Below are 16,133 nucleotides of genomic sequence, written 5' to 3' on the forward strand. Positions count from 1 at the left end.
CATGCCGGGCACCACCGCCTTCTGGCGCGACCCGGCGCTGCCCCACGTGGAGAGCCGGCGCGCCTGCCACAGCCGGGCGTGCTACAAGCCGCACAGCCATCCCACGTTTTCGATTGGTGCCGTCGACGCTGGCGGCAGCATCTTTACGGGCAGCAAAGACGGCCAGGTCGCCCTCGGCAATGGCAGCCTGGTGCTGGTGCCGGCCGGCTGCGTGCACGCCTGCAATCCCCTGCCTGACGCCTTCTGGAGCTACCAGATGCTGCATCTCGATGCGCGGTGGCTGCAAGCACACGCGCCGGCGCTCGATGGCGACACGGCGACGGTGTTGCACTGCCCGCGGCTGTACGCACAGTTTTGCGCCATGCATGCGCTGCTGTTTTCAAGCGCCGGCGCGGCCGAGAAGGAGGCGGCGCTGCTGGCGTTCCTGGGCGCTTGCGCCGATACCCGTGCAGACCTGCTGCCCTCGGAACGCAAGCCGCTGCCGCTGCAACTGGCGCCCGTGCTCGCAACGCTGCAGGCGCGCCCTTCAGCCAGCCTGCAGCAGCTGGCGCAAGCGGCGGGCCTGAGCCCGTATCAATTGATCCGCGCTTTTCGCGCCGCCACGGGCATGACGCCGCATGCCTACCAGCTGAATATGCACGTCAACCGCGCGCGCAGCCGCTTGCAGGCAGGCACGGCGCTGGCGCAGCTGGCGCATGAACTGGGTTTTGCCGACCAGAGCCATCTGCAGCGTGTCTTCAAGGCGCATGCGGGCATCACGCCGGGACGCTATCGCGGCCAGGGCAGCTGAGGCGCCCGCAATTTTCTTCAATACAGGCTGTCGTCAGCCCCGGCATACTCGCGCATCGCCATTGCCGGAGCCAACCTCCATGCACGATTTCCTCTTCATCGCCGCCGCCCACTTTCTTTCCCTGCTGTCGCCCGGTCCCGATTTTTTCCTGATCGCACGCACCTCGCTGGCCCACGGCTGGCGCGGCGCAGCCGGCACATGCGTGGGCATTACGCTGGCCAATGCGGTGTTTATCGTGGCGGCGTTTGCGGGACTATCGGTGCTCAAGGCAGGCAGTACGGCATTCATGCTGGTGCGGCTGGCCGGATGCGCCTATCTGCTGTACCTGGGCTGGCTGTTCCTGCGCCATGCGGGCAAGAGCCGCCTGGATGCCAAGCCCGCCACCGGCAAGGCGCGCTGGCCCGGCGGTGTCGCGATGGGGTTTGTCTCCGCCATCCTGAACCCGAAGAATGCGCTGTTCTACGTCAGCCTGGCCACCGTGCTGGCCGCCAGGCAGACGAGTCCCGTGGCGATGGTGGCGTATGGCGCGTGGATGATCGTTGCCGTGCTGGCGTGGGATATGGCGGTGGCGCTGGCCATCGGCAGCAGCGCCCTGCGGCAGCGCTTTGCGCGCGCGCTGCCGCTGCTGGAGCGGCTGTCGGGCGTGATGCTGATCGTGCTGGCGGTGGTGCTGTTGGCGGATCAGGCCGGCAATGGATCCAGGTAAAACACGGCGTACACTTTCAGTGGCGACGTTTCCGTGGCTTTTTCCGAACGCACGACGGAGCAGTCGTCGGCGGCCAGGCTGCGCCAGTTCTGGATGCCGGCCTTGGCGAACATCGCGTGCGCGGGGGCATTTGCAGCCAGGTCCAGCACCAGGCAGGCGTTGCGCGGGCCGGCGCCGTAGTTGACGGCACGGATCTCGATGCCGAAGGTCGTCATCCACGGTTCCCACAGGCCTTTTTCCTTGCCGGCGGCCATGCGCTCCAGCATCTCGCCAAAGCTCAATCCTTTCTTGACGGTATCGCGCAGGGCTTGCAGCGACGGCGCCAGGCGGGGATCGGGCTGCTTGTTGCCAGCGCGAATTTCGGCGATCGCCTTCAATTCCTTGATGATGGCCGCATCGCGCTCCGTGTAATCGCGCATGCGTGCGTAAAACTCGGCGTCGAGGAAGGGATTGACGGTCAGCTTGGCGACGCCCTCTTCGCGGCGTTTCGGGGAAGGCGTGGTGGTTTTTGTCATGGCGATGGAGGGCAAGGGAAACAATGAGGGCCGCCAGTTTAACACCATGCGGCAGCAGCGGCACACCTTGCGGCCGCTTTCATGCCATGCCAGGCGGGAGCAGGACGGTGCGACACCTTTGGTGCGCGTGCCAGGCGCCGATGGCTCAGTTTCTAAAGATCGGCCAAGTGCAGCCTGACAGCATCAGCAAGTTGGCGACGCTGAACACGAGGAGCGCCATGCGCATCTTACGGGGAGAAGGTGTTTTCAATGTAGTTCCTTAGTCAAGTGAGATTGAGCACAGATGACCATCGTTGAGCCGGCCAACACAGCCGGCAATGCCAGGCCAACGATAGCGTCTGGCATTTCACTATAGCAGATGGCGCAGGACGATCCTGCATGTCAGCAGGTGTTCGCCAGTGGAATGGCAAGCCGGGGAACGGAGGCGGTTCAAGCGCGCGGCGGCGCCGTCGATTCGCGCACCACCAGCTCGGGTTTCAGGCGCACGTCGAGCACCGCGGAATCGGGCGAGGCGATGGTTTGCAGGATCAGCCGCGCCGCTTCCGTGCCGATGCCGTGGTGGCGGATGCGGATAGTGGTGAGCGGTGGACGGATCATGTCCATGTACGGCATGTCGTTGTGGCCCACCACGGAAATATCGTCCGGGCAGCTCAAGCCCAGTTCGCGGATGGCATCGTAGCAGCCGAGGGCCACCAGGTCGCTGCCCGTCACCACGGCCGTCGTCTGCGGCGACTGGCGCAACAGCGCCAGCAGGGCCGCCTTGCCGCATTCGCGCGAATAGCCGCTGCTTTCAAACACGAAGGCGTGCGAGGGATCGAGCTCGCTGGCCTGGATGGCGGCCAGGAAACCGAGGCGGCGCACATGCCCCGTGGACAGGTTTTCCGGGCCGGCAATGTGCGCGATATGGCGGTGGCCCAGCGCCAGCAAGTGCTCGACGGCCAGGCGCATGCCGACCACGTCGTCGCTGACGACGCAGGAAGCGACGCCCGTCTCGTCGCTGCGGTTGACGGTGACGACAGGCACATTCTGGTCGATGCACATCTTGATGACGGGATCGTGGCGCCGTGCGGTAGCCAAAATCAGGCCGTCGACCTGCTGCCCCAGCAGGCGGTTGATGACGAACAGCTGCTCTTGCTCGTCGGCACCCACGTTGGCGACGATGGCCAGATAGCCATGCTTGCGCAAGCCTTCCTCGATGCCCAGCAGGATAGGCGGGAATACCGCGTTGGTTATGTCGGGCAAGACTACGCCGATGATGCGCGACTTGCGCGTGACCAGGGTGGAGGCGGCGCGGTTGGGCCGGTAACCGAGCCGGCCCGCTTCGGCCAGCACGCGCGTCGCCACCTCGGCGCTGACCATTTGCCGCGTTGCCGGGTTCATCACGCGCGAGACGGTGGAAAAGTGCACGCCGCTGGCCCGCGCGACGTCGCTTAAGGTGGGGTTCTTGTTTGTCATGGGCTTCCCGGATCGCAATACGCTGATTTTATCGCAAAAAATGCCCATGCCGTCAAAAACCGAGCAAACGCTTGCATTGAAATAATGCCGTTGCCCAAAGCGGTTTTGAGACTGTTAAGTACAATCCAGCCTTGACAGCGTGCAAACGCTTGCATAACATGGCCCGGATTGACCACTCGGGCCTGGTTGCCCTTCCCAGAATTCTTATGTCTACTTCCCACAGCAAGCACGCCGAACAGAACGGCGAAACCTTCAACCTGAAAGAAGCCGCCCTCGCCTATCACGCGGAACCCCGCGCAGGCAAGATTTCCGTGACGCCAACCAAACCGCTGGGCGACGCCCGCGCCCTGACCCTGGCATACTCGCCAGGCGTGGCCTTCGCCTGCGAAGCCATCGTGGAAGATCCGCGCACGGCCGGCATCTACACCTCGCGCAGCAACCTGGTGGCCGTGATCACGAATGGCACGGCGGTGCTGGGCCTGGGCGATATCGGCCCGCTGGCCAGCAAACCGGTGATGGAAGGCAAGGCTTGCCTGTTCAAGCAATTTGCCGACGTCGACGTGTTCGACATCGAACTGGCCGAGAACGATCCCGACCTGTTCATCGACACCGTGGTGCGCATGGAGCCGACCTTCGGCGGCATCAACCTGGAAGACATCAAGGCGCCCGATTGCTTCTATATCGAGCAGCAATTGCGCAAGCGCATGAACATTCCCGTCTTCCACGACGACCAGCACGGCACGGCCATCATCGTCGCAGCCGGCATCCTGAACGGCCTGGAACTGGTGGGCAAGGATATCGGCAATGTGAAAGTGGCCGTCTCGGGCGCAGGCGCCGCCTCGATCGCCTGCCTGGACCTGCTCGTCTCGCTGGGCCTGAACAAGTCGCTGCTGAAAGTGTGCGACAGCCAGGGCGTGATCTACCCGGGCCGCGATGCCAATATGGAGGAGAACAAGGCGCGCTACGCGAACGACACGAGCGACCGCGACCTGGCCGACGCCATGCTCGGCGCCGACATCTTCATCGGCGTCTCGAAGGGCGGCGTGGTCAGCGCGCAGATGGTCGAATCGATGGCCGCCAAGCCGCTGATCTTCGCCCTGGCCAATCCGCATCCGGAAATCGCCCCGGAAAAGGTGCATGCCGTGCGCGACGACGCCATCGTGGCCACGGGGCGCTCGGATTACCCGAACCAGATCAACAACGTGCTGTGCTTCCCGTACATCTTCCGCGGCGCGCTCGACGTGGGCGCCACCACCATCAACGAAGAGATGAAGCTGGCCTGCGTGCGCGCCATCGCCGCGCTGGCAAAAGAACCATTGCCGGGCCACGAAACCAGCGCCTTGAGCCCGCTGCAACTGATACCGTCGCCGTTCGACGAGCGCCTGCGCAGCTGGGTCGCGCCTGCCGTGTCGCAAGCGGCCATCGCCACCGGCGTGGCCACGCGCGTGCCGGCCAGCGCCTGAAACGCATGAGCGGTCTGCCGGGCTTGGCAAAATAGCAGCAAGTTACCATTGCTTACAAAAAAACCATGGCTGAAAACCATGGTTTTTTCATTTCGCCCTTGAGATTGCGCACATAGTTATCAAAAAGCAAATTCCGTGGAGGCGTTTTTGCAGCCACCTTCGATTACAATGACGCCTACTTTATGTTGCTACAGTTGCCAGAATGGCGATGACGTGCGTTACCAAGGATTTTCATGCTCGGCCTGACCTCTGTTTGTGTTTTTCTCTTTTCGGCATTGGCGCTGGCTGTCAACAGCGGATACTCCCTTGGCGCGCTGGTGCTGTTGCTGGCCAGCAGCTGGCTGCTTTGGAAACGCCCCCGTCTGCATCTGCAGCGACGGGACTATCTGCTGATGGGCGTGATGCTGGCCTATTTCCTTATTTTCACCGCCAATATGCTGTATCACGGCGATCCTGGACGCGAATTCGACATACCATTAAGGGCGCTGCTGGCCGTGCCGGTACTGCTGCTGCTGCTTGCATATCCGCCTGCGCCCGCTGCCTGGTGGGGCGGCCTGTCCATCGGTGCCATCGCTGGCGTCATGCTGGCGACCTGGCAGCTGCTCGCGCTGCAGATGGAACGTCCTCTGGCCGCAACCAGCAATGCCATCCATTACGGGAATGTCAGCATGCTGTTCGGTATGCTTGCACTATGCGGCCTGGGCTGGGCGCGCGCGCAGAGCCAGCGCACGGCCTGGACGCTTCTATTGCTCGCTGCCGGCCTGGCAGGCATCCTTGGTTCCCTTATCAGCGGCAGTCGTAGTGGCTGGCTCGCCCTACCCATATGTATCTGCTGCATCGCCGTCCACTACGCCAAGGCACATGGACAACGTTACCTTGGCGGCGCCTTGGCGCTCCTGTTCGCCATAGGGGCCGCAGCCTATCTCATGCCGAACTCGACATTACGCGAACGTACAACCACCGCCATGAGCGAGCTGGAAAAGTTCGACAACAATGACAATATCAACACTTCCATCGGAGAACGCCTGGAAATGTGGCGCATGACCCTGCAAATGGTCGACGCGCATAATATATGGACAGGCATGGGACGCACGGGCTACCTGGCGCGAAAATATGCGCTGGCGGACGAGGGGAAAATGACTGCAGTGATCCGTAACTATACAAATGCCCATAACGATTACCTGGATGTGCTGGTCAAGCGCGGCATCACCGGCGTACTGGCCCTGCTAACCCTGTTCCTGGTGCCGCTGGCGCTCTTCGCGCGCTCCTTGCGGCGCGACAGCGCTGCGGCCCAGCCCTATGCGCTGGCCGGCGTGGTGCTATGCGCGTGCTACATGATTTTTGGCCTGACAACGAGCTCGCTCACCTTAAATATCGGCATCATCATGCTGGTTTTCCCGATGGTGATATTGTGGTCCATGCTGCGCCAGCAAGAACGCACTCCCTGAGCTCGTTTTCCGCCTGACCGTTTTTGCTGTCCCCTGCAAGGAACCATACCGATGCTCACGCCCGACCTGAAGCGCCTCACCGCGCTGCACGCGCCCTATAAGAAACATCTGGCCCTGGCCTTGCTGGCGATGGTCGCCACGGCGGCCACGGAGCCGCTGTTGCCGTATGCGCTCAAGCTGCTGCTCGACAATGGCTTTGGCGGCAAGGTGAATTTTTCCTTCTGGCTGGTGCCGCTGATCGTCATCGGTATCTTTGCCATCCGCGGCGCATCGACGTTTGCCAGCAGTTACCTGATGAGCTATGTCTCCACACGCATCCTCAACGAACTGCGGCGCAGGATGTTTGCCAGCATGCTGAACTTGCCCATCGACTTCTATAACACGCACACGGTGGGCAAAGTCATCAACTCCATCATGTTTGAAGTGCAGCAGATCATCGAAATGGTGACCAAGGTGTTTACGTCGATCGTGCGCTCCTCGCTGACCGTGCTGGGCCTGCTGGCGTGGCTGCTGTACCTGAACTGGGTGCTGACCCTGGTGACCCTGGTGCTGCTGCCCCTGCTGACCGTCGTCGTGCGCACCACGGGCAAGCGCCTGAAAAAACTCAACCGCGACTCGCTGGCCGTCAATGCCGAGCTGACCCAGGTCATCGAGGAAACCACGCGCGCCCAGCAAGTGATCAAGATCTTTGGCGGCCAGGACTACGAAAAATCGCGCTTCGAAGAGCGTGCCGAGCAATTGCGCCGCTACAGCATGCGCATGACGACGACCTTTTCCGCCACCGTGCCCATCACCCAGGTGATCACGGCCGCCGCCGTGGCCCTGGTCATCGTGATGGCCCTGTTTCAGTCGGAACAGGGCCAAATCACGGTCGGCGGCTTCGTCTCCTTCATCACGGCCATGCTGATGCTGCTGACACCGTTAAAACAGCTGGCCGAAGTCAATGGCCCCCTGCAGCGCGGCATGGCCGCCGCCGAGGAAGTCTTCCAGCTGATCGACAAGACGCCGGAACGCACGGGTGGCAAGCCGCTCGCTGACCGCAGCAAAGGCCGCATCGAATTCAAGGACGTGAGCTTTGCCTACCCTGGACATCAGGAGCCTGCCCTGCGGCACATCGATCTGAGCATCGCGCCAGGACAAACGGTCGCCTTTGTCGGCATGTCCGGCGGCGGCAAATCGACTCTGGTCAGCCTGCTGCCCGGCTTTTACTCGGCCAGCAGTGGCGAGATCTTGCTCGATGGTCAGAATATCGACGCCATCACCCTGACCAGCCTGCGCAGCCAGATCGCCATGGTCAGCCAGCAGGTGGTACTGTTCGACGATACCCTGGCCGCGAATATCGCGTATGGCGATGCGGCCCCGGACCAGCAGCGCATCGAAGCGGCCGCCACGGCCGCCTTCCTGTCGGACGTCATCGACGGCTTGCCCGATGGCCTGGAAACACGCTTGGGCGACAACGGCTCGCGCCTGTCCGGCGGCCAGCGCCAGCGCGTGGCCATCGCCCGCGCCATCTACAAGGATGCGCCCATCCTGATCCTTGATGAAGCCACCTCGGCACTGGATACGGAGGCGGAACGGGCCGTGCAAGCGGCACTGGAATACCTGATGCAAGGTAAAACCACCTTAGTTATTGCTCATCGGCTATCAACAATTGAACGTGCGGACCGTATCGTGGTATTGTCACATGGGAAAATAATGGAAACCGGCTGTCACCAGCAATTATTGGATGCCAACGGCGCGTATGCCAATCTGCATCGCCTGCAATTTTCCCAGCAGTAATTTGACACCATCGAATGAATACCTGAAATCGTACTGATACATGACGCCTCTGATTCCCGCCGAACTTCTACAAAAGACGGACAAAATTCTTTTCATCGCCCATCTGGCGCTGGGAGACTTTACCTACCTGCAAAACGGTTTCCGCGCCTTTGCTGCGGCCTATCCCCATATCCAGATCCACCTGTGGGTCGACGAAGTCCGCCGTACGTCCGACGCCAGGCAATGGGAAGGATTGCGCACCTATTCGCTGTATGACTGGGTAGAACAGTCGGGCCTGTTCGCCAAGGTGTACCGCAAGACCTACAGCCCCGCGCTCTATGAAGAATCCTTGCGCGAAGCACAGGCGGAGCACTATCCTGTCGTCGTGTCGCTGGCCCACGTACGGCCGCAGCAGTACGCGGATCTTGCCCGCGCGATCAGCCCGCGTGGGCTGGTGATCGGCACGCGCAAACCGTTCAGCCCGCTACGCCCCTGGCATTACCTGGCCTACCGCAAGATCGATGCCGTGCTGGCGTCGTATGCGGGGCAGGATGCCGGCGAGCACCATATCAGCAGCGTGTATGCGGACTGGTTCCATCAATTGACGGGACTCGACATTCCCGTGGCAGAACGCTATCCCTTCGTGCACGTTCCCGAACTCGCGTTGCAGCAGGCGCAGGAACAGTTGAACGCCTGGGGCTTCGCCCCGCGCCAGGGTCCGCTCGTACTCCTGAATCCGTTCGCCAAATCGCACAAGCGCGGCTGGCCGCTGGAGCGCATTGCCGAGCTGATCGCACGCATGCAGGCGATGCCGAAGTGGGCAAATGCCTGCTTCCTGATCAATGCCATGCCGCAGGAACTGGCCAAGGTGAATGCCGTGGTGCAAGCGCATGGCTTGCCGCGCACGCAAGCCTTCAGCGCCGTCGACAACTTTTTCCAGCTGCCGGCCATGCTGGCGCAATGTGACCTGATTATTTCGGTGGAAACGTCGATCATGCATCTGGCGAACGCCGTGCATGTGCCCGTGGTGGCGCTGATGCGCAAGAAAAATCCCGAATGGGCCCCGTTCGACAGCGCCAACAGCACCGTCATCACGGTGGCGCGACGCAGCGACTGGGTCAAGGCGATCTCGGTCGATCAGGTATTGCAGACCATCGCCTAGACAACGCCGCAGCGGCTAACCGGTGCCCAGCATGCTGATGCGCACCAGGTCGGCCACATTATCGACACCGAGCTTGTCCATCAGGCGCGCCTTGTGCACTTCCACCGTACGCACGGAAATGCCGAGCGCCGGGGCGATATCGCGGTTGTGCTGACCCGTCACCACCAACTGCATCACCTCGCGCTCGCGCGGCGTCAAGGCGCGCAGCAAAGCTTGGCCCTCCACCTGACGCTGCAACTGGCCGCGTGCGTGCGCCTCGCGCGAAAACGCTTCATCGATGGCGGCCAGCAGCTTGTCGTGGTCAAATGGTTTTTCCAGGAAATCGCTGGCCTGCGCCTTGAATGCCTGACGTGCCAGCGCCACGTCGCCGTGCCCCGTGATGATAATGACGGGCAGCATGCAGTTGAGCTCCAGCAGGCGGCGCTGCAGACTCAGGCCATCCATGCCCGACATGCGGATATCGATCAGCAGGCAACCGGCCCACTCGGGCCGCCAGCTGTGCAGGAAATCCTCGCCACAGGAAAACAGGGCCGTGCGATAGCCGCGTATACCCAACAGCAAACCCAGTGCATCGCGCACGGCGGGATCGTCGTCCACGATAAATACCGTCAAATTACTTGTCACCACACTCTCCCGTCGCGGCTGCACTGGCGTGCGCCAAGGGCAGGATAAAACGAAAAATCCCATGCTTGCCCACTTCGGCCCATAGCTGGCCGCCATGCGCTTCGACGATGCTACGGCTGAGCACCAGCCCCAGCCCCAGGCCGCTGGCCTTGGTCGAGACAAACGGTTCGAACAGGCGTGCGGCCAGGCTGTTGGAAATGCCGGGCCCGCTATCTTCCACGGACAGGCGCAGCCGACCGCCGTCGAGGGGCTCGGCCGAGACCGTGATGCGGCGCTGGCCGCGCGGCTGGCCCATCACCGCATCCTGTGCATTGGCCAGCAAGTTACGCAGTACCAGCTCGATTTGCAGGCGGTCCGCATTGACGGCCAGCGGCGACGGCGGCGCCAGCAGCAGCTCGATGCCATGTTCATGGAACAGCGGCGTGAACTGGCGCGCCAAGCCTTCGATCAAGGCGCTTGCCTCCACCGCCTCGAGCTGCATCGCGCCGGTACGGAAAAAGTCGCGCAGGCGGCGCACCACGTCCGCGGCGCGTCCCGATTCAACGATCATGTGCCCGATGGCGCTCTGCAGCAAGGCGCCGTTCTCGCCCCGTTCCAGCAGGTATTCACACGCCTTGCCGTAAGTGGACAAGGCCGTCAACGGCTGGTTGAGCTCATGCGCGATCGCGGCTGCCATCTCGCCGGCAGCCGCCAGCCGCATCGTGTGTTTCAGTTCGTCAGCCACCTGGCGCATTTCATCGACGACGATGCCGATAAAAAATCCCACCAGGGCCAGCACAGCATCGAGCAGTTGCAATTCATAAAACTGAATATCGACCGCATGCGTCCATTTCACCAGGGTGATGATACATAGTTGCAATACAAACACGGCCAGCACGGCGCCATGCAAGCCCTGGCGCGAGGCGGCCCAGATCACGGGAAGAAACAGGAAATAGAAATGCTTGTATTCGGAACGCACGATGGAACCGAAGACACTCCACAGCACAAAGCTGGCCAGGGCCAGATACGCCAGGGTTTCCCAGCGCCAGACGGCGGCATGCAGGCGCTCCCGCCCGCGCTCGCTGAACAGTACCCAGATCAGCGGCATCGACACCAGCATCCCGACCGTGTCGCCGATGCCGAAACGCCATACGGCCGTGCCCCACTCGCCGGCCGGTATGCGTCCCGTGAACGACAGCAATGAAATATAGCCGAGCGCATTGAGCACGGTGCCCAACAGCACGATGGCGACCCAGGTACTCAGGCGGCGCCGGTTGTCGAAGATATCGCCGCTGCTGAAACTGCGGCGCAAAGCAGCGCCGATACCGCCATAGCCGAGCACCAGCCACGCCGAACAGAGCAAGGTCAGGGGCAGACCTGCCGGCATGCCGCGCACCAGCACCTCGCCAGCCAGCAAGGCAATAAACCACGGCAGAGCCGCCTTGCGGCCGTGGATCAGCCAAAACACCAGGCCCAGCGCGGGATCGGGATTCCAGGGGGTGATGTTCAGCCCGTACATCGGGTCGATATACGTGGCCCAGTCAAACAGCAGATACAGGCCGACAAAGGACGGATACGGCATGTAGCGGGACAGGAATGGGCGCATAACGGTGTTTTTTTAACTGTCCCGCATTATGCATCGCAGGCGCGCGCCACGCCATGTCATCTTGCGTTACAAGCACATGCAATAATCTTCATGCCATATCACAAAGCTCCCCAGCGCACTCAGGCATCGGCCAAGGGCAACCTGACCTCCACCAGCAAGCCCATACCGCCATTACCGCTATGTAACTGAATCGTGCCGCCGTGCTGGCGTACGACAGAAGCGACGATGGACAAGCCCAGGCCACTGCCCGGCTGTACCTGCTGCGGCGCGCGGAAAAAGCGATCGAACACGCGCGCATACAGCGCCGGCGCGATACCCGGCCCCTGATCGGCCACATGCAACACGGCCTGGCCCCGCTCCGCATGCAGCGACACCGTCACGCTGCTGCCGCGCGGACTGTACTTGATGGCGTTTTCCACCAGATTGTCGATCAGCGACACCAGGCTCTCGCGCTGTCCGGGCACGCTGAGCGAAACGCTGGCCTGCAACTCGAGCTCGATATCGCCCGCCTGGGCCAGGCCGGACAGGGCCGCCAGCCGATCTTGCAGCAAGGTATCGAGCGCCTGCCGCCGCGGCAGCTCGCCAGCACCTGCCTGCACTTCGCTGCGCGTCAGTTGCAGCAACTGCCCCACCAGGCGCGCGGCACGGTTACCACTGTTCAAGATACCGTCCAGCAACTCTTGCTGGCGTGCGTCATGTGCCTGGCCCTGCAAGGCCTCGACATTCACGCGCATGGCCGCCAGCGGCGTGCGCAGCTCATGCGTAGCGTCGGCGATGAAGCTACGTTCACGCGCGGCACTGGCATCGACCCGTTGCAGCAGAGCGTTGATATTGTCGACCAATGCCGCCAGTTCGCCATGCGGCGGCTTGAACGCCAGCGGACGCAAATCCTGCGGCCCGCGCGCCGCTACCTCCTGCGCCACCTTGCGCCACGGGCGCATGGCAAGGCGGATCGACAGCCAGGCCGGCACCAGCAAGAACGGCAGGCTGATCAGCAGCGGCAACAGGTAATAGCCATGTGAATTGATCGTGATAAAAAACTGCCAGGGCCCGCCCACTTCCAGCACCGTCACGCGCGTGGTCCCCTCAGTCAGGCTACGGCTGCGCCAGGCCTGTCCCTTGATGTAGATCACTTCCATCTGCTCGGGGCCGGCGCTGCGAATACCGCTGGGTGCTGCGGGGGATTTGTAGACCAGCGTGCCCTCGCGCCAGACCAGGATGCGCGGCGCCAGTTCCGGCACTTTCCCCATTTCAAACTCTTCGCGCAAGGCTTCGTCGATGGCGCGCAAGCTTTGCTCCTGTCGCGGCGGCTGCTCGGCCAGGTTATCGGCCACGCTGATAATGGCGTGCAAGACGCCACGGCCCACATTGCTCGCTTCGCCCGTACCCTCGATCAGCACATACGCGACCGCCAGGCTCCACAGCACGGTCAGCATCAGCATCTGCGCCAGCATCAGGCGGCGCACCAGGGTAGGCCGGCGCAGCATGGCCCAGAAACGCCCCATCATGCGCCGGCACCCGGCGGAGTGGATGTTTCGCCTTGCTGGTCGATGACATAGCCAACGCCGCGCACGGTACGGATATAGCCTTCGCCTATCTTGCGGCGCAGGTTACCCATATGCACATCGAGGGTATTGCTGGCATTGGCCAGCCCGCCGGGCAGGATATGTTCCTCCAGCACGCGGCGCGTAATGACGCGGTTGGCGCGCATCAGCAAGGTCTTCAGCAAGGCATATTCACTGGCGGTGAGCTCCACCGGCCGGCCGTGCACGCTGACACGGCGCGTGGGCACTTGCAGCAACAGGCCGCGCAACTCGATGGTGTCGCCATCGAAGCCATAGCTGCGGCGTGCCAGCGCGCGCACGCGCGACAGCAGTTCGGCCAGCACAAACGGCTTCACCAGGTAATCGTCGGCGCCGCCGTCCAGACCCCGCAGGCGCTGTTCCAGCGTATCGCGGGCGCTGAGGATCAGCACCGGCAGGCGGGCTGCGCGCAGCCGGGCCAGCAAGTCGAGGCCATCGCCGTCCGGCAAGCCCAGGTCCAGCAGCACCAGTTCGCAGCTGTCGTGTTCGATGCTGCGCGCAGCATCCTCCAGGCTGCGCACCCACACCACTTGCATGCCCTGGTCGCGCAAGGCGATGCGCACGCCGTTGCCCAGGTCCATGTCGTCTTCAATCAGCAGTATCTTCATGGTGAGTATTAAACCATCACAAGCTGAAGAATGGGTAAAGACACGCTCTTCATGCAATCTTAATAAAAGGCTCATTTTTCCTTCATGGCACAGGCCGATACTGTCAGCAGTCAATCGAGCCACTCCGGACTCGGTTCTCCACCTGACGGAAAACCCATGCACGCACCCACAACCCTGCTGACCTCGCTGGCACTTGCCAGCGGCATGATCTTCACCCCCCTGGCCGCCGTGGCGGCCGAACCGCCTGCGGAAAACGTCTTCACCATCGGTGGCGGCGTCGCCGCCGTGTCCAGCTATTCCGGCTCCGACAAACTGTCGGCTTCGCCGCTGATCATCCTCGACTATGCCATGGCCAATGGCCTGTTCATCAGCACCTCGCGCGGCATCGGCTATGGCGGCCAGGCTGGGTCCTTCAGTTATGGAGCCGCGCTGGGCTACCGCGGCAAGCGCGAAGACCACAAGCGCACGGGCGTCAACGGCTGGGGTGGCAGCGATTATCTGAAGGGCATGGGAGAGGTCAAGGGCAACGCCAGCGCCTTGCTCAGCGCAGGCTATTCGCCATTGCCGGGCCTGTCGCTGAGCGTGTCGAGCGACATTCCCCTGTCGAATCGCGAAAATGGCGCGAACGTGCATTTCGGCGCAACAGGCCAGATCTACGGCCGCGCCGATGCCAAGGGTGTGCAGCAGGACAGCGTGAGCATTGGTGGCCAGCTGGGCTGGGGCGAGCGCAAGTACGTGCAGACCATGTATGGCGTAACGGCCACCCAGGCCGCAAATACTTCGTTCAAGCAATACACGCCCAAGGGCGGTTTCTATGAAGCACAGGCCACCGTCAACTGGGAGCACCGCTTCGATGCGCGCTGGGGCATCAATACCCTGGTCGGCGTCGAGCACCGCATGGGCGACGCGGCCAAGAGCCCCATCGTGCAGCGCAAGACATCCCCGATCGGCGCCGTGTATGTCACCTACCGCTATTAAAACCGGGGCGACATAAGGGGACCCCGTACGCTGTTTCGCTAATTTACAGAGGGGAACAGCATGGATAAGATGGCATGGTTTTCCGACTATGGCCATCCCTTCCATGCATGCACCGCGCCCGGGACAGCGCCGCAGGCGCGGGCGGCAAGACCGTTCGCAGCTCGCCTTCAGCACGCATATTGTCGCCGGCGAGCTGCTGTTTACGATCCTCGATACGGCTGAATTGCTCGGTTGCCACGAAATCGTCCCGCCGGCCCTGCGGCACGGCCCCTGGCAGCGCCGCTTTGCCGGCGCGCTGGCACGCAAGCTGGCGCGCGCCACGCGCAGCGCCACGGTCTTGCTGGCCGATACCGACGGCATGAGCGGGCCGCCGCCTGCCTGAAGCGCCGCCGGCGCCCGCCATACACACACATGGAAACTCTTTGATGACACAAACTATTACCCTGCATGCGGGCCTGAGCAATATGCAGCCGGGCATGTCACGCGTGCGCGAACTGCTCAAGCTGCAATTGCGGGCGCAGCTTCAGCGCCGGCAGACGCGCATCTGGTTACAGCTGCTCAATTCCCATCCCGTGTTCAAGGACTTGCTGCAAGCCTATCCGCGCATGATGCACAAGGTGTACCGCCATTACCTGAGCACGAACCTGTCATGCCGCCAGCGCGTCGCCTTGCTGGTCGAGCACTATCATTTCATCCTGCAACAAGGCTGGGGCAAGTTGATGACGCAGGCGGCGCGCGCGCCCGTGCGTCTGGGTACCGTACTGGGAAAATCGGGTGCGCCCTACCACCTGCAGCTGTGCTCGCTACAACCGATGGACCGCGAAGGCGAGATGGTGCTGCAACTGGCGCATGGCGATGATGTGATCTACTCGGTCGCGTTTTCCTTTTTCGGTTCCCGCGCACGCGCCAGCATGGGCGTGGGCATCGGCTGCATCCAGGGTCCGCGCGGCGCGGAAGGCTTGCGCCGCGTGCGCGAAGCCACGCGCGACCTGCATGGCATGCGCCCCAAGGCCCTGATGGTACGCCTGGTGCGCCAGTTGGGACATGAACATGGCTGCCGCAACATGGTGCTTGTAGGCAACGCCAACCGCGCCGTCCACCATTCCGCCAAAAAGGGCCGGCTGTTCGCCGACTACAATTCCCTTTGGCAAGAACTTGGCGCCCAGGCACGCAAGGATGGCGATTTTGAGCTGCCATGCGAAAACCTGCCCCTGCCTGCCCTGGAAGACATTCCGTCAAAAAAACGCTCGGAAGCACGCAAACGCCACGAACTGACGCTGGCCATGATCGGCAGTCTGCGTAGCGGCCTCGACGCCCATCGCAGCCCGGTGCAGGTCGCCACGGCAGGCACTGCGGCAGCCGCCAACGAGGCACGGCAAGCGACCGACCTGGAAGACAACGACTACGCTGACGCTGCGGCCTGAGCCCCCCTGCGGCACACGCTTCAACCCGCGCACG

14 protein-coding genes and 1 pseudogene are annotated in these 16,133 nt (G+C 62.7%); 9 read left to right on the forward strand and 6 right to left on the reverse strand.

Translation table 11 applies throughout. The features are described from left to right. The first annotated feature begins 1 nt into the window (after position 1). Both C8C92_RS23800 and C8C92_RS23805 read left to right on the forward strand, forming a co-directional pair. Positions 2–790: an AraC family transcriptional regulator gene (locus tag C8C92_RS23800; RefSeq protein ID WP_116745413.1), complete on the forward strand. Its 789-nt coding sequence runs from the start codon at positions 2–4 to the stop codon at positions 788–790. A gap of 79 nt (positions 791–869) precedes the next feature. Continuing rightward, positions 870–1,496: a LysE family translocator gene (locus tag C8C92_RS23805; RefSeq protein ID WP_099762321.1), complete on the forward strand. Its 627-nt coding sequence runs from the start codon at positions 870–872 to the stop codon at positions 1,494–1,496. Here C8C92_RS23805 and C8C92_RS23810 read toward each other — a convergent pair. Together C8C92_RS23810 and C8C92_RS23815 are read right to left on the reverse strand one after the other, a co-directional pair. Further along, entirely contained in the window at positions 1,472–2,011 is a 540-nt protein-coding gene (locus C8C92_RS23810) for a hypothetical protein (RefSeq protein WP_243420341.1), read from the reverse strand. The genes C8C92_RS23805 and C8C92_RS23810 overlap by 25 nt on opposite strands. Before the next feature lie 429 nt (positions 2,012–2,440). After that, a complete protein-coding gene (locus tag C8C92_RS23815; protein WP_116746107.1) occupies positions 2,441–3,466 on the reverse strand; it encodes a LacI family DNA-binding transcriptional regulator in 1,026 nt (341 codons plus the stop codon). A gap of 206 nt (positions 3,467–3,672) precedes the next feature. On the opposite strand from C8C92_RS23815, the pseudogene C8C92_RS23820 reads away from it, so the two are divergent. The 4 genes and pseudogenes from C8C92_RS23820 to C8C92_RS23835 all read left to right on the forward strand — a co-directional run. Continuing rightward, positions 3,673–4,911 (forward strand): annotated as a pseudogene (locus tag C8C92_RS23820) (malic enzyme-like NAD(P)-binding protein); the annotation flags it as partial. 251 nt (positions 4,912–5,162) lie between these two features. Continuing rightward, complete coding sequence (locus tag C8C92_RS23825; protein WP_116745414.1) at positions 5,163–6,377, forward strand: O-antigen ligase family protein; 1,215 nt, start codon at positions 5,163–5,165, stop codon at positions 6,375–6,377. Between the two features lie 51 nt (positions 6,378–6,428). Further along, positions 6,429–8,156 carry a lipid A export permease/ATP-binding protein MsbA gene (gene msbA, locus C8C92_RS23830; RefSeq protein ID WP_116745415.1) on the forward strand — a complete coding sequence of 576 codons (1,728 nt, stop codon included), beginning with the start codon at positions 6,429–6,431 and terminating at the stop codon, positions 8,154–8,156. A gap of 40 nt (positions 8,157–8,196) precedes the next feature. Beyond that, positions 8,197–9,297: a glycosyltransferase family 9 protein gene (locus tag C8C92_RS23835; RefSeq protein WP_099762317.1), complete on the forward strand. Its 1,101-nt coding sequence runs from the start codon at positions 8,197–8,199 to the stop codon at positions 9,295–9,297. A 15-nt stretch (positions 9,298–9,312) separates the two neighbouring features. On the opposite strand, the gene C8C92_RS23840 is transcribed toward C8C92_RS23835, so the two are convergent. From C8C92_RS23840 to C8C92_RS23855, 4 genes are all read right to left on the reverse strand, one after another. Beyond that, the gene (locus C8C92_RS23840) at positions 9,313–9,921 is read right to left on the reverse strand and encodes a response regulator (protein ID WP_207781041.1); all 609 of its coding nucleotides are present in this window, start codon (positions 9,919–9,921) and stop codon (positions 9,313–9,315) included. After that, positions 9,911–11,506, reverse strand: a complete 1,596-nt coding sequence (locus C8C92_RS23845) for an ATP-binding protein (RefSeq protein WP_116745416.1) — start codon at positions 11,504–11,506, stop codon at positions 9,911–9,913. Before C8C92_RS23845 ends, C8C92_RS23840 begins: the two co-directional genes overlap by 11 nt. 119 nt (positions 11,507–11,625) lie before the next feature. Further along, positions 11,626–13,014 carry an ATP-binding protein gene (locus C8C92_RS23850; RefSeq protein WP_099762316.1) on the reverse strand — a complete coding sequence of 463 codons (1,389 nt, stop codon included), beginning with the start codon at positions 13,012–13,014 and terminating at the stop codon, positions 11,626–11,628. After that, complete coding sequence (locus tag C8C92_RS23855) at positions 13,011–13,697, reverse strand: response regulator (RefSeq protein ID WP_034786469.1); 687 nt, start codon at positions 13,695–13,697, stop codon at positions 13,011–13,013. The genes C8C92_RS23850 and C8C92_RS23855 overlap by 4 nt, the downstream gene beginning before the upstream one ends. A 156-nt stretch (positions 13,698–13,853) precedes the next feature. On the opposite strand from C8C92_RS23855, the gene C8C92_RS23860 reads away from it, so the two are divergent. The 3 genes from C8C92_RS23860 to C8C92_RS23870 all read left to right on the forward strand — a co-directional run bounded on the left by C8C92_RS23860 (position 13,854) and on the right by C8C92_RS23870 (position 16,099). Further along, complete coding sequence (locus C8C92_RS23860; RefSeq protein ID WP_165829531.1) at positions 13,854–14,675, forward strand: MipA/OmpV family protein; 822 nt, start codon at positions 13,854–13,856, stop codon at positions 14,673–14,675. Between the two features lie 88 nt (positions 14,676–14,763). Further along, positions 14,764–15,057 (forward strand): hypothetical protein, encoded by a 294-nt coding sequence (locus tag C8C92_RS23865; protein ID WP_099762314.1) that lies wholly within the window; start codon positions 14,764–14,766, stop codon positions 15,055–15,057. Between the two features lie 43 nt (positions 15,058–15,100). Further along, a complete protein-coding gene (locus C8C92_RS23870) occupies positions 15,101–16,099 on the forward strand; it encodes a VirK/YbjX family protein (protein ID WP_099762313.1) in 999 nt (332 codons plus the stop codon). Positions 16,100–16,133: the final 34 nt, after the last annotated feature.

Source organism: Janthinobacterium sp. 78, from assembly GCF_003096775.1.
GTDB lineage: Bacteria > Pseudomonadota > Gammaproteobacteria > Burkholderiales > Burkholderiaceae_D > Janthinobacterium > Janthinobacterium tructae.

Excerpts from the sequence above, each read along its gene's own strand:
- C8C92_RS23800 (WP_116745413.1), top strand. The coding sequence starts at position 2 with ATGCCGGGCACCACCGCCTTCTGGCGCGACCCGGCGCTGCCCCACGTG.
- C8C92_RS23835 (WP_099762317.1), top strand. The coding sequence starts at position 8,197 with ATGACGCCTCTGATTCCCGCCGAACTTCTACAAAAGACGGACAAAATT.
- C8C92_RS23850 (WP_099762316.1), bottom strand. The coding sequence starts at position 13,014 with ATGATGGGGCGTTTCTGGGCCATGCTGCGCCGGCCTACCCTGGTGCGC.
- C8C92_RS23870 (WP_099762313.1), top strand. The coding sequence starts at position 15,101 with ATGACACAAACTATTACCCTGCATGCGGGCCTGAGCAATATGCAGCCG.
- C8C92_RS23855 (WP_034786469.1), bottom strand. The coding sequence starts at position 13,697 with ATGAAGATACTGCTGATTGAAGACGACATGGACCTGGGCAACGGCGTG.
- C8C92_RS23825 (WP_116745414.1), top strand. The coding sequence starts at position 5,163 with ATGCTCGGCCTGACCTCTGTTTGTGTTTTTCTCTTTTCGGCATTGGCG.
- C8C92_RS23810 (WP_243420341.1), bottom strand. The coding sequence starts at position 2,011 with ATGACAAAAACCACCACGCCTTCCCCGAAACGCCGCGAAGAGGGCGTC.
- C8C92_RS23860 (WP_165829531.1), top strand. The coding sequence starts at position 13,854 with ATGCACGCACCCACAACCCTGCTGACCTCGCTGGCACTTGCCAGCGGC.
- C8C92_RS23845 (WP_116745416.1), bottom strand. The coding sequence starts at position 11,506 with ATGCGCCCATTCCTGTCCCGCTACATGCCGTATCCGTCCTTTGTCGGC.
- C8C92_RS23805 (WP_099762321.1), top strand. The coding sequence starts at position 870 with ATGCACGATTTCCTCTTCATCGCCGCCGCCCACTTTCTTTCCCTGCTG.
- C8C92_RS23815 (WP_116746107.1), bottom strand. The coding sequence starts at position 3,466 with ATGACAAACAAGAACCCCACCTTAAGCGACGTCGCGCGGGCCAGCGGC.
- msbA (WP_116745415.1), top strand. The coding sequence starts at position 6,429 with ATGCTCACGCCCGACCTGAAGCGCCTCACCGCGCTGCACGCGCCCTAT.
- C8C92_RS23865 (WP_099762314.1), top strand. The coding sequence starts at position 14,764 with ATGGCCATCCCTTCCATGCATGCACCGCGCCCGGGACAGCGCCGCAGG.